The sequence below is a fragment of the Pandoraea soli genome, assembly GCF_902459595.1.
GTDB lineage: Bacteria > Pseudomonadota > Gammaproteobacteria > Burkholderiales > Burkholderiaceae > Pandoraea > Pandoraea cepalis.
Genome location: NZ_CABPSG010000011.1, coordinates 134,090 through 146,569, shown reverse-complemented (window position 1 = coordinate 146,569; position 12,480 = coordinate 134,090). Strand labels below are relative to the sequence as shown.

At 64.9% G+C, this 12,480-nt stretch carries 14 protein-coding genes; 8 read left to right on the top strand and 6 right to left on the bottom strand.

What is annotated here, in order from left to right:
- From PSO31014_RS18090 to fliR, 8 genes are all read left to right on the top strand, one after another.
- Positions 1-867 (top strand): flagellar hook-length control protein FliK (locus tag PSO31014_RS18090; protein WP_150552874.1); only part of this gene is annotated, 867 nt, incomplete at its 5' end.
- Between the two features lie 221 nt (positions 868-1,088).
- A complete protein-coding gene (fliL, locus tag PSO31014_RS18085; protein ID WP_017233648.1) occupies positions 1,089-1,523 on the top strand; it encodes a flagellar basal body-associated protein FliL in 435 nt (144 codons plus the stop codon).
- A gap of 7 nt (positions 1,524-1,530) precedes the next feature.
- On the top strand, positions 1,531-2,529 hold the full coding sequence (fliM, locus tag PSO31014_RS18080) for a flagellar motor switch protein FliM (protein ID WP_017233647.1): 999 nt from the start codon (positions 1,531-1,533) through the stop codon (positions 2,527-2,529).
- A complete protein-coding gene (gene fliN / locus PSO31014_RS18075) occupies positions 2,529-2,957 on the top strand; it encodes a flagellar motor switch protein FliN (protein WP_150552873.1) in 429 nt (142 codons plus the stop codon). Before fliM ends, fliN begins: the two co-directional genes overlap by 1 nt.
- On the top strand, positions 2,954-3,445 hold the full coding sequence (gene fliO / locus PSO31014_RS18070) for a flagellar biosynthetic protein FliO (protein ID WP_150552872.1): 492 nt from the start codon (positions 2,954-2,956) through the stop codon (positions 3,443-3,445). Before fliN ends, fliO begins: the two co-directional genes overlap by 4 nt.
- Complete coding sequence (fliP, locus tag PSO31014_RS18065; RefSeq protein WP_150552871.1) at positions 3,445-4,239, top strand: flagellar type III secretion system pore protein FliP; 795 nt, start codon at positions 3,445-3,447, stop codon at positions 4,237-4,239. The genes fliO and fliP overlap by 1 nt, the downstream gene beginning before the upstream one ends.
- Before the next feature lie 14 nt (positions 4,240-4,253).
- A complete protein-coding gene (gene fliQ, locus PSO31014_RS18060; protein WP_026131892.1) occupies positions 4,254-4,523 on the top strand; it encodes a flagellar biosynthesis protein FliQ in 270 nt (89 codons plus the stop codon).
- Between the two features lie 12 nt (positions 4,524-4,535).
- Positions 4,536-5,327: a flagellar biosynthetic protein FliR gene (fliR, locus tag PSO31014_RS18055; protein WP_017233643.1), complete on the top strand. Its 792-nt coding sequence runs from the start codon at positions 4,536-4,538 to the stop codon at positions 5,325-5,327.
- Between the two features lie 125 nt (positions 5,328-5,452).
- Here fliR and flgL read toward each other — a convergent pair whose 3' ends face one another.
- The 6 genes from flgL to flgG form a co-directional block, all read right to left on the bottom strand.
- On the bottom strand, positions 5,453-6,688 hold the full coding sequence (gene flgL / locus PSO31014_RS18050) for a flagellar hook-associated protein FlgL (RefSeq protein WP_150552870.1): 1,236 nt from the start codon (positions 6,686-6,688) through the stop codon (positions 5,453-5,455).
- 16 nt (positions 6,689-6,704) lie between these two features.
- Positions 6,705-8,693, bottom strand: a complete 1,989-nt coding sequence (gene flgK / locus PSO31014_RS18045) for a flagellar hook-associated protein FlgK (RefSeq protein WP_150552869.1) — start codon at positions 8,691-8,693, stop codon at positions 6,705-6,707.
- 136 nt (positions 8,694-8,829) lie between these two features.
- The gene (flgJ, locus tag PSO31014_RS18040; protein ID WP_150552868.1) at positions 8,830-9,714 is read right to left on the bottom strand and encodes a flagellar assembly peptidoglycan hydrolase FlgJ; all 885 of its coding nucleotides are present in this window, start codon (positions 9,712-9,714) and stop codon (positions 8,830-8,832) included.
- A gap of 1 nt (position 9,715) precedes the next feature.
- Positions 9,716-10,891 (bottom strand): flagellar basal body P-ring protein FlgI, encoded by a 1,176-nt coding sequence (locus tag PSO31014_RS18035; protein ID WP_150552867.1) that lies wholly within the window; start codon positions 10,889-10,891, stop codon positions 9,716-9,718.
- Complete coding sequence (locus PSO31014_RS18030; RefSeq protein WP_174976571.1) at positions 10,891-11,604, bottom strand: flagellar basal body L-ring protein FlgH; 714 nt, start codon at positions 11,602-11,604, stop codon at positions 10,891-10,893. The genes PSO31014_RS18035 and PSO31014_RS18030 overlap by 1 nt, the downstream gene beginning before the upstream one ends.
- 39 nt (positions 11,605-11,643) lie before the next feature.
- On the bottom strand, positions 11,644-12,426 hold the full coding sequence (flgG, locus tag PSO31014_RS18025; RefSeq protein WP_017233637.1) for a flagellar basal-body rod protein FlgG: 783 nt from the start codon (positions 12,424-12,426) through the stop codon (positions 11,644-11,646).
- Between the last annotated feature and the right edge of the window lie 54 nt (positions 12,427-12,480).

The following is a 12,480-nucleotide window of genomic DNA, read 5'->3' as shown; positions in this document are numbered from 1 at the left end:
ACCGGCGCCGCGCAACTGGCCGGCCAGGCGCCGGCCGACGCCAAGGCCACGACCCCGACCGCCAACGCGGGCGCGCCGGTCGATGGCGCGGCGGCATCGAACGCCAACAAGACGGGCGGCCTCCCGCTCGACGCCCTGGCCAAGAACGGCACGACAACGCAGACCAGCACGTCCGCACAACCGGCGGCGGCGGATGCCAAGACCGCTGCGACACCGGTCAGCGCAGACGCCCAGGCCCAACGCGTGGCTGACGCCCTGGCGCAGGCGCAGGGACATCGCGACACCGCCGCACAAGCGGCGACAGCCACCGCCACGCAGGCGGCCGCACAGATTGCGCAAACGGCCGCGCCAGCCCTGGACGCCCAACCGCAGCTACCGGTCCAGGCCAATCTGCCCGCCGCGCTCGCCTTGAACGCGCGCGTGGGGACGCAGGACTGGAACAACCAGCTCTCGCAGCAAGTGGTGTGGCTCTCGTCCGCCCATGCACAAACGGCGCAATTGAGCCTGAATCCGCCCGATCTCGGTCCGCTGCACGTGGTGCTGAACGTGGCGAACGACTCGGCGCAGGCGATGTTCGTCTCGCAACACGCCGCCGTGCGCGACGCCGTGCAGGCGGCCTTGCCGCAACTGCGCGAAAGCCTTGCCAACAACGGCATTGCGCTGGGTAACGCCACGGTGAGCAGCGACAGTTCGCAACAACAGGCCTTTGCCCAGCAAGGCGCGAACGGCAACGGAAACGGTAATGGTAGCGGCAACGGCAACGCGCGCGGCACCCCGGGCTTCGGCCAGGGCGACGACGCGGCGCTCGCCACGACCGTGAGCGTTCCGGTACGCGTGAGCAACGGTCTCGTCGACACGTTCGCCTGATCTCCCCCGGAGATCCGCGCGAACGGCGCGACCGGGCGTCGCACCGCCCTAAAGCCAGCCGGTTTTTCTGCCGTTAAGACAAAGACGCGAGTTAGACGCGATTGTCCCTTCTTTTCGGCCGATCACCCGTTGGCGGGTTGGCCGACAATCATTACCCAATAGCAGGCGAACACATGGCAAATCCCGCATCGACGCAAGCCGCGGCTCCCTCCGGAGGGAGCATGCGCAAATGGATTCTGTTGATCGTTGCGGTAGCCCTTATGGCTGCGGCCGGCGCGGCAACGGCCGTGTATTTGCTGACCGGACGCCAGGAAGCCGCGAAGGCGCCGCCGCCCCCGCCGCCCCCCGTGTTCGTCAGCATGGACCCGTTCACGGTGAACCTGACGGGCGAAGACGGCGAGCGCTATCTGCATATCGGCCTCTCGCTCAAGGTGGCAGACGCCGAGACGCAAGCCCGCATCACGCAGCACATGCCCGAAGTGCGCAGCCGCGTGTTGCTGCTGTTGTCGTCCAAGCAGCCGCAGGATCTGGCCACGATCGACGGCAAGCGCCGTCTGGCGAGCGAGATCCGCACACTGGTCGCGCAGCCGTTCGCGGCCAACATGCCGCAGCAGGCCGTGGGCGAAGTGCTGTTCACCGCGTTTGTAATTCAGTGAGTGATACATGGCGCATGAGGAGTTCCTGTCGCAGGAAGAGGTCGATGCCCTTCTGAAGGGTGTCACCGGCGAACAGGATGACCGGTCGGAGTCGGAAGAGCATTCCGGCATCCGGCCATACAACATCGCGACGCAAGAGCGTATCGTGCGCGGGCGCATGCCTACGCTCGAGATCATCAACGACCGCTTCTCGCGCTTGTTCCGCATTGCCCTGTTCAATTTCATGCGCCGCAGCGCCGAAATCTCGGTCAGCCCCGTGCGCGTGCAGAAGTACAGCGAGTTCATCCGCAACCTGCCTGTCCCGACCAACCTCAATCTGGTCCACATCAAGCCGCTGCGCGGCACGGCGCTGTTCGTGTTCGACCCGAACCTCGTGTTCCTCGTGGTGGACAACCTGTTCGGCGGCGACGGCCGGTTCCACACGCGCGTCGAAGGGCGCGACTTCACGCAAACCGAGCAGCGCATCATCGCGCGCCTGCTCGATCTGGTGTTCGAGAACTACGGTGCGTCGTGGAAGCCGGTGTATCCGGTCGAGTTCGAGTACGTGCGCGCCGAGATGCACACCCAGTTCGCCAACGTCGCCACGCCCAACGAGGTGGTGGTCACGACCACGTTCGACATCGAGTTCGGCTCGGTCGGCGGCGAATTCCATATCTGCATGCCGTACTCGATGATCGAGCCGATGCGCGACCAGCTCTCGAGCCCCCTGCAAGGCGAGACGCTCGAAGTCGACAAGCGCTGGGTGCGTCTGCTCTCGCAACAGGTGCAAGCGGCCGACGTCGAAATCGTGACCAACCTCGCGCAGTTCGACATGACGCTCTCGCAGTTGCTCAACATGCGCGTGGGCGACGTGATTCCGCTCGACGTGCCCGAGGTGCTCGAGGCCAAGGTCGACGGCGTGCCCGTGATGCAATGCAATTACGGCGTCTTCAACGGTCAATATGCACTGCGCGTGAACCAGATGATCAACCATTCGCACAGCGATTACACGAAGGACAACGAGTGATGAGCGATACCCCTCAAACGCTTGGTGACGACGCGCAGGCCATGGCGGACGAGTGGGCCAGTGCCATGGCGGAGCAGACGGCGACCGAAGCCACGCCGCCACCGGCCGCCGCCCCCGTGTTTCAGCCCCTGGCGGCCACGGCCGGCAATCCGCCGAACGCGACGCACAACGACATCGACCTGATTCTCGACATCCCGGTCCAGATGACCGTGGAGCTGGGCCGCACGAAGATCGCCATCAAGAACTTGCTGCAACTGGCGCAGGGCTCCGTGGTGGAACTCGACGGCATGGCCGGTGAGCCGATGGACGTGCTGGTCAACGGTTGCCTCATCGCCCAGGGCGAAGTGGTGGTCGTGAACGACAAGTTCGGCATTCGCCTGACTGATATCATCACGCCATCCGAACGCATCCGAAAGCTCAACCGATGAATGCAACAAAAGTCCGCGGCACCCCCGTGGGGCGTGCCGCGGCAGCAGCCGCCCTGTTGGCCTGCCTGACCATCACCACCGCGCACGCCCAGGGCACGGCCTCGCAGGCCGCGGCCGTACCGAGCCTTGGCGGCGCGGGCATCGTGCAGACGGGGCTGGGCCTCGTGCTGGTGCTGGCGCTGCTCTTCGGGTTGGCGTGGCTGGCCAAGCGTTTCGGGCTGCAACGCCCGCTGGGGGGCGGCAACGTGCGCGTCGTCGGCAGCGCCGCCGTGGGCCAGCGTGAACGCGTGGTCGTGGTCGAGGTCGCGGGCGACTGGATCGTGCTGGGGGTTGCGCCCGGTCAGGTGCGCAGCCTGCATGTGATCGATGCGGAGCGTGTCGCCGATATGCCCGCCGCGCCCACCGTTGCCCATCCGGGCGCGCAGGCCAACCGCGCCGCACAAGCGTTTGCGCAAAAATTGCGCGAAACGATGAAAAAGGATTCCTGATGGCGCGCGGTTTGCGGTTGACCGGGCCATCGCCTCGCCAAGCGGGTTGGGCACTCGGTCTCACGCTGGGACTGGCGCTCGCCTGCCTCGCCCTGCCGGGCACCGCCCTGGCACAGGCCACGCTGCCCGCGTTCACCACGACCCCGGCCCCCGGCGGCGGACAGACCTACTCGCTGTCCGTGCAGACGATGTTGCTGCTCACATCGCTGGGCTTCCTGCCCGCGATGCTGCTGATGATGACCGCCTTCACGCGCATCATCATCGTGCTCTCGCTGCTGCGCCATGCCATCGGCGTCACCACGTCGCCGCCGAACCAGATTCTGATCGGCCTGGCGCTGTTCCTGACCTTCTTCGTCATGTCGCCGGTATTCGACAAGGCCTACACCGACGCCTATCAGCCGTTCGCCGCGAACAAGATCAGCTTCGAGCAGGCCATCGACACCGGCGCCAAGCCGTTCCACGCGTTCATGCTCAAGCAGACGCGTGAAGCCGACCTCGCACTCTTCGCCAAGCTCGCCAAGACCCCGCCGATGAACGGCCCCGAAGACGTGCCGATGCGCATTCTCGTGCCCGCCTTCGCCACAAGCGAACTGAAGACGGCCTTTCAGATCGGTTTCACGATCTTCATTCCGTTCCTGATCATCGACCTGGTGGTCGCGAGCGTGTTGATGTCGATGGGCATGATGATGGTGTCGCCCTCCACGGTATCGCTGCCGTTCAAGCTGATGCTGTTCGTGGTGGTCGACGGCTGGCAACTGCTGCTGGGCTCGCTCGCCCAGAGCTTCACCATGTAGCGCAGGAACGCGAGATGACCCCGGAAACCGTCATGGCGCTGGCCCATCAGGCAATGCAGGTCACCCTGCTGCTCGCCGCGCCGCTGCTGCTCGTCGCGCTCGTCTCCGGTCTGCTCGTGAGCCTGTTCCAGGCCGCCACGCAGATCAATGAAATGACGCTGTCGTTCATCCCCAAGCTGCTGGCCGTGTTCGCCACCCTGGTGATCGCCGGCCCCTGGATGCTCAACCTGATGGTCGACTACATGCGTCAGTTGCTCACCGGCATTCCCGGCCTCGTCGGGTAAGCCGCGCCCGCGTTGATCAGCTTCACTTACGAACAACTCTCGGGCGTCATTGCGGCGTTCCTGTTTCCGTTCGTGCGCCTGCTGGCGCTCTCGATGAGCGCGCCCCTGTTCGGCGACGCCGCCGTGCCCGGCACGGTCAAGATCGGCCTCGCGGGCATTGTCGCGCTGGCGCTCGCCCCGGTGCTCGGCCCGATGCCCGCCGCCTCTCCGTTCTCGTGGGAGGGTCTCTGGATCCTCGTGCAACAGGTGATGATTGGTGCGGCGCTGGGGTGGTGCATGCAGATCGTGTTCTCGGCGATCAGCATGGCGGGCGACTTCGTCGGCTTGCAGATGGGGTTGTCGTTCGCCACGCTGCTCACGCCGAACAGCGACGGCAGCACCGCCGTGCTCGGCATGCTGCTCAATGTCGTGGCCATGCTCGTGTTCCTCGCCACCAACGGTCATCTGGTGATGTTCGCCACGCTGGTGCAAAGCTTCACGGTATTGCCGGTCTCCGCCGTACCGCTCTCCAGCGTGGGCTGGCACTATCTCGCCATGCTGGGCGGCCAGCTCTTCATGCTCGCGCTCATGCTGTCGCTGCCGCTCGTGGCCGCGCTGCTCATCTGCAACCTGGCGCTGGGCATTCTGAATCGCGCGGCGCCGCAGCTCAACATCTTCGCCGTGGGTTTTCCGCTCACGCTGGGCGTGGGGCTGGTGGTGATCGAGCTGATGATGCCGCGTATTGCGCCGGTGATGGACCACTTCATCGCCATCGGCATCGACATGATGATCCGCACGACCGCCGCCTTCGTCCCGAAACCCTGAACGCCGGGCGCGAGCGATGTCGCACCTCCCCCGAAAGACATTGGGCCGCCCGGCGATCCCGGGCGGCCCAATGTCTTTCCTGCGGTCTTGACTTGTCCGGCGCGGGCAACGTCCCGCGCTGACGCTCAGAGCATACTGAACAGCGAGAGTTTCTGGGTCTGCAGGAAGCTCTGCTGCGACGCCTGCAACGCGGCCTGCAACTGCGAGAACTTGGTCACCGACGAGTTCCAGTCCACGTCGAGCAGATCGCCCAACTGCGACTGATAATTCAGCGAATTGGTATCGCCGATGTTGTTGAGTGCCGAGAGTTCGTTCATGCGGGAGCCCGTGGTCGTGCGGATCGTCGTGACGTTGTCGTAGGTGTTGCTGAACATCTGGCCGAACGTCGTCAGCGCGTTGTCCAGGTTCGCCTGGCCCGTGCCATTGGTGCTGCTGATCGGCGTCTTGAGCGTGTTGATCAGCGCCTGCAGGTTGTCGAACATGTTCGTGCTGCCCGTGGTGGCCGGTTGCACGGTGTAGGTGTCGCCCGTGGCCGGCGCGCCCGAGAACGTGACCGACTTGCCGCCGAACGAGATCGGCTGGCCTGCGGTGTAGGCGCCCGTCACGTCCGGCACGGTCGTATCCGTCTGATCCTTGACCGTGTAGTTGGTCGTGGGCGGCGTGGTCGTGTTGTCGATCGCGAAGCTGATCTGGTACTGATGGTTCGCGCCCGCCGCCGCCACGTTGGTCGTGGAGACAGTGGAATACGTGGCGGTGCCCTGATTCGCGGCGTTTCCGCTGATCAGCGTGCCCGACGTACCGCTCTGCACGCTTTCGAAGACGCTCGAGCCGACGTCGTTGATCGCGATCTGACGGTTCGGACTCACCTGCACGTAGCGCACGCCCGAGTCGCCCGTGTACGACGCTCCCGTGGCCGATGTCATGTACGCCGCGGTGTTGCCCTTGAAGCCCGAGAACAGATACTGGCCGTTGGCATCGGTGGTGTTCGCCAGCGAGAGCAATTGCTGGAAGCTCGATTGCAGGTCGCTCGCCATGGTCGCCCGGTCCTTGTCGTTGAGCGAGGCGTCGCCCGCCGACACGACCTGCGACATCACATGCTGCAACGCATTGATGACGCTGCCGAAGGTCGAATCCTCGAGCTGCAACTGGGTGGTCGCAGACTGCCGGTTCGCCGCGTACTGCGTGTTCATGGCGTTGTCCTGCGACACGGCCACCGCCTGAGCTGACGCAATCGGGTCGTCGCTCGGCGTGGTCACGCGCTTGCCCGACGAGAGTTGCGCCTGAACGTTGAGTAGATCGGAGGTGTTCTGGCTCATCGAGCGCATCCCCTGATCGTAAATCATGTTGGTGCTGATCCGCATCGCGATGCCCCTGCGCTTAATTGACGATCTGGAGGATGGTGCTGAACAACGTCGACGCGGTCTGAATCACCTTCGAATTGGCCTGATAGAGCTGTTGATACTTGATCAGGTTCGCCGCTTCTTCGTCGAGGTTCACGCCAGAATTGGACTGCTGTGCCGTCTGCGTCTGTTGCAATAGTGTCTGCTGCGCCGCGCTGGTCGACTTGTACGTATTCGTGGTCGAGCCGACAAACGAGACCAGGCTCGCGTAGGCGGTCGCATAGCTCTGCGCGCCCCCCACCTTGGTCGTGTCGTTCTGCAAGGCCGACAGGGCCAGACCGTTGCGGTTGTCGGTCACCGCGCCAGACGTATTCGGCGAAATGGTGAACGTGTCGCCATTGGACGGCGTGCCGCTCAGGTTGACCGTCATGCCGCTCATCGTGATCTTCGCCCCTGTAGCGGCGCTGTACGGCACGGTGGCGCCGGCGGCGTACGAGGTCGTCACGCCATTGACCGAGACCGTCATCGGCGACGGGGCGACGAGCGTCAGTGCGCCGGTCACAGGGTCCTTGGTGAACGTGAAGTTCACCGGCGCGCTCAGCACGTTCGACAGATAGTTGGCGTCGACGCTACCCTGATCGACCTTGAGCGAGCCGCTATTGGTGCTGGGGGTCGAGGCGAGGATCGGGGCGGCCAGGGCGATCTTGCCCGGATCGGTGATGGCCACACCGATGTTCTGCGCGGCGTTGCGCGTGGGCTGAATCGCGAAGCTGTCGCCGGCGACCATGCCGGTGGTGGTAACCGAGAAGCCGTCGCCGAATGCCGCGCCGCTGGTGTCCTGGAAATTCAGCGGGGTGCTCGGCGTGGCGGGCGCCCCCGCCGTCCACTTGGCACCGTCGCTCTGGCGCGTGAGTGTGTAGGTGGTGCCGTCGAAGCTCACCGAGTAGTCGCTTGCGGTCACCTTCGAGGCGTCGGTGATGCTGGCGTTGAGCGTGGCCGCGTTCGAATTGCCGGTATTCGCGATGATCGTCGGATTGGGCACCGTGAAGAAGTTGCCGCCCATCTGACCGTAGAGATCCATCCCCAACTGGTTCTGCGCGTTGAACGTGCCGGCCAGCGACATGGCGATCTGGCCGAGCGAGTTTTGCGCCTGCGTGAGCGCGCCGCTGCGGAACGACAACAGGCCGGCGAGCGAGCCGCCGGTGATCGACGACTCGGGAATCGCGACTTTCGTGCCGTTACCGGTGACGTAGGCCACCGTCATTTGCGACGGATCGCTGGTCGAAGGCACCGTCGTCATCTGATAGGCCGAGTTGCCCGATACCAGCGACTGACCATTGCCGACGAAGACGTTGTACGTCCCGTTGGTGTCCTTGACGACGTTCGTCTGCACGATGGCGTTCAGGCTTGCGACGGCCTGATCGCGCTGGTCGAGCAGGTCGTTCGGCATCGTATGGGTGCCGTTGCCCTGCGCCTGCAGAATCGCGTCGTTGAGGCTGGCGATCTGCTTGGCGTACGTGTTGATCTGCGTGGTCGCCTGGGTGATGTTGCCGTTCACGCTGGTGCGCAGCGACGACAGCGTGCCCGAGAGCGACTGGAACATGCTCGTGAGCGTCTGCGCCGACGAAATCACCGTCGCCCGGGTGGCCGAGTTGTTTGGCGCGGTCACGATCGTCTGCAGGTTCGTGAAGAACGTGGACATCGAGGCCGACAGGCCGGTCGTGGAACTGCCCAGCGCATTGTTGATCTGCGAGATCTGCTGGTAGTAGGTGTTGAGCTGGCTGTACTGTGTCTGCGCCTGGTTGACCTGGTTCGACAGGAACTGGTCATACACGCGCGACACATCGCTCACCAGCACGCCCTGGCCGATGTAGCCCACACCGGCGAACTGGCTGTCCGCCTGGGTGTAGTCGACAACCTGGCGGTTGTATCCGGCCGTCCCCGAGTTGGAGATGTTGTTGCCGGTGGTGTTCAGGGCGAACTGGGAGGCGTTCAGCCCGCTCATGCCAATATTGATTAGGCTCATGATCTCGCGGCTTGAATGGAGGGTGCGCCCCACGGCGGAAAGCCCGTTCGCGCACCGTTACCCATGTGTTTACGGCAGCCCGCCGGCAAAATTGAGGCCGACGCGCCCGAGGATGTCCTGTCGACGCCCGCGCCGGTCAGGCGAAGTGCTTCATGATCTTCATCAGCTTGCTGGCGTACTGCGGATCGGTCGCATACCCGGCACGCTGAAGATTGGTGGCGAAGCTCGCGGCGTCGTTGGCGCTCGCCACGACCGACGCGTAGCGCGGATTGCTCGAAATCAGGTTCGCGTAGTCGGCGAACGCCTCGTCATACGAGCGATAGGCGCGGAACTTGGCCATCACCTTGTGCGGCTGGCCGTTCACGTACTCGGTCGTGGCGACCTCCACCGTCGGACCGGTCCAGTGCTTGCCCGCCTTGATGCCGAAGACGTTGAAGCTCGTGCTGCCATCGCGCCGACGGATTTCGTGCTTGCCCCAGCCGGATTCGAGCGCCGCCTGACTGAGCATGAAGCGCGCCGGAATGCCGCTGCTGGCGCTGGCGTTCTGGGCGGCCGTGGCCATGCGCTCGACGAAATCGCCGGCTGCGGCCGGGGCGCCCTCCGCCACCCCGATGGCATCCGCCGCGTTGTAGGCGCGGCCCTGCAACGGTTGCTGGCGCCCCATCGCCGCCGGCGGCAGGGTGGTGCCGGTCTGGGCGAGCTGCTTGAGCATCATGTCGGCCAGCCCGATGCCCTTGTGCGACGCGAGCTGCTGTGCGAGCTGATCGTCGAGCATGCCGTTGAACATCTTTTCCTGATCGCTGCCGAGCAGGCCGCCGGACATCGTGGCGTCGCGCATGCTCTTCACCATCATCTGCGTAAAAACGGCCTCGAACTGCTTGGCCGCCTGCTGCGTGGCCTGCGGCGTTTGCTGGTGGGCCGCCGCGCGCAAGGCGGTCAGGCCCTGCATGTCGTAGGTGGCGCGTTGCGTCAGGTCGGGCAGGGACTTGCCCGCGCCGGTCAGTCGAGAGCCGTCGGCCATATCAGATGATCTCCAGATCGGCGCGCAGCGCGCCCGAGGCCTTCATGGCCTGCAGAATCGACATCAAATCGGCCGGGCTGGCACCGAGCGAGTTGAGCGCCTTGACGACGTCGGCCAGGTTGGCGCCCGCCTTGATCATCCTGAGCGCGTTGTTCTCCTGTTGAACGGAGATTTGCGAATTCGGCGCCACCACCGTCTGACCGCCCGAGAACGGCGCGGGCTGGCTCACGTTGTTTTGCGTGTCGATGACGACCGACAGATTGCCGTGGGCGATCGCGCACTGCTGGATCGTCACGTTCTGGTTCATCACGACCGAACCGGTGCGCGCGTTGATGATCACGCGCGCGGCCGTGTTGTCGGGGTGCACGTCCACACTTTCGAGCTGGGCGAGGAACTGCACACGGCCCGACGGATCGCTCGGCGTGCGCAACAGGATCACGCGGCCGTCCAGCGCCTGCGCGGTGCCGTAGCCGAAGCGGCGGTTCACGGCATCGACCACGCGTTGCGCGGTCGAGAAATCGGTCACGTTCAGTTCCATCTGCACCGTGCCCTGTTGACCGCCCATCGCGGTCGGCACGGCGCGCTCGACGATGGCGCCGCTCGGAATCCGGCCCGAGGCCAACTGGTTGACCGTCACGCTCGACCCATTGGCCGACGCGCCCGCGCCACCCACGAGCAGGTTGCCCTGCGCCAGCGCATAGACCTGGCCGTCCGGCCCCTTGAGCGGGGTCATGAGCAAGGTACCGCCCCGCAGGCTCTTGGCATTGCCCATCGAGGAGACCACCACGTCGATGGCCTGACCGGGACGCGTGAATGCGGGTAGCGTGGCCGTCACCATCACAGCGGCCACGTTCTTCAACTGCATGTTGGTGCCGGGCGCGACGGTAATGCCCAACTGCGAGAGCATGTTGGTCATGCTCTGCACGGTAAACGGCGTCTGCGTGGTCTGATCGCCTGAATTGTCGAGGCCCGCGACCAGGCCGTAGCCGATCAGCTGGTTGTCGCGCACCCCTTGAATCGACGCCAGCTCCTTGAGACGTTCGGCGCGAGCCACGCCCGGACACAGCAGCATTGCGGCCGCGCCCGCCACGGCGAGCGTGGTGACAAAGCGGTGAAGGCCCTGGCGAAGGTGACGCAAGGACGGCGCGCGGCGCGACGGGGACGGCATGATCGACATCAGAATGGCGAAATATTAAGGAAGAAGCGCTGCAGCCAGCCCATGGTTTCGGCTTCGTTGATGTAGCCCTTGCCACGGTATTCGATGCGCGCATCGGCCACCTGCGTCGAAGGCACGGTATTCGCGCCCGAGATCGTCTGTGGGCTGACCACGCCCGAGAACTTGATGTACTCCGTGCCCTGGTTGATCGCGATCTGCTTCTCGCCGGCCACCGCCAGGTTGCCGTTCGAGAGCACTTCCATCACAGTCACGGTGATCTGGCCCGAGAACACGTTGTTCGCATTGGCAGCGCCCTTGGCGTCGAACTTGTTGCCACCGCTCGCGTTCAAGCCCTGATTGTTGAGCACGCCACCGATCACCCCCGGCACCTGGGTGAGCGTGAGCGAACCGCTGCCCGCGCGGGTGGTGTTGGCCGCGGAGTTCTTGCTCGCCGCCGTGTTTTCGTTGATGACGATCGTGAGAATGTCGCCGACGTTACGCGGACGACGGTCTTCGAACAACGGACGGTTCGAGTAAAGCGGGCGGTAGATCGAGCCTTCCGGATCGGCCGACGCCGGCGGAGGGGGCGGGCGCGTGGTTGTCGGCCCGTTCACCACCGGTTCCTGCGGGATGTAAGCACAGCCCGCCAGACCGCTCAACGCGGCGACGGCCGCCAGCGCCAGGAACCGCGCGAGGCCTGCGCTGCGATGCTTAACGGTCGTTTGAGCTGACATTTCGACGTTCATTCTTTGGGGCTTTCTGCGGCGCACCGCTTACATCTGCGTCAGTCGCTGCAGCATCTGGTCGGATGCCGTGACCGCTTTCGAATTGATTTCATAGGCGCGCTGCGCCTGAATCATGTTCACCAGCTCTTCGACCACGTTCACGTTCGACGTCTCGACGTAGTTCTGGTTGAGCACGCCCGCGCCGTTGGTACCCGGCTGCGCGACGTTCGGCGCGCCCGAGGCGGCCGTCTCGGCGTACAGGTTCTCGCCCAGGCTTTGCAAACCGGCGTTGTTGATGAACGTGGCGAGCTGGAACGTACCGATCTGCACGTTGGCCGTGTTGCCCGGCTGCGTGACCGAGACCGTGCCGTCGCGCGCGATGGTCAGCGAGAGCGCGTTCGCCGGAATCGTGATGGCCGGCTGGACCGGATAGCCCGACGCGGTCACGAGCTGGCCGTTGTTGTCGACCTGGAACGAGCCGTCGCGCGTGTAGGCGGTCGTGCCGTCCGGCATGAGCACCTGGAAGAAACCGTCGCCGTTGATGGCGACATCCTTGGCGTTGCTCGTCTGCGTCAGGTTGCCCTGCGTGAAGATGCGCTCGGTCGCGGCCGGGCGCACACCCGTGCCCAATTGCAGGCCCGAAGGCAGCAACGTCTGCTGCGACGACTGGGCGCCGGGCTGGCGCAGCGTCTGGTACAGCAGATCCTCGAACACCGCACGGCCCTTCTTGAAGCCGTTCGTGCTGGTGTTGGCGAGGTTGTTCGAAATCACGTCCATGTTCGTCTGCTGGGCGTTCATGCCGGTAGCAGCGATGTAGAGCGAACGGATCATGTGGTGTTTCTCCCCGTGTACGGTCGCGGCGCGCGGGTCCCCTCGGATCCGACG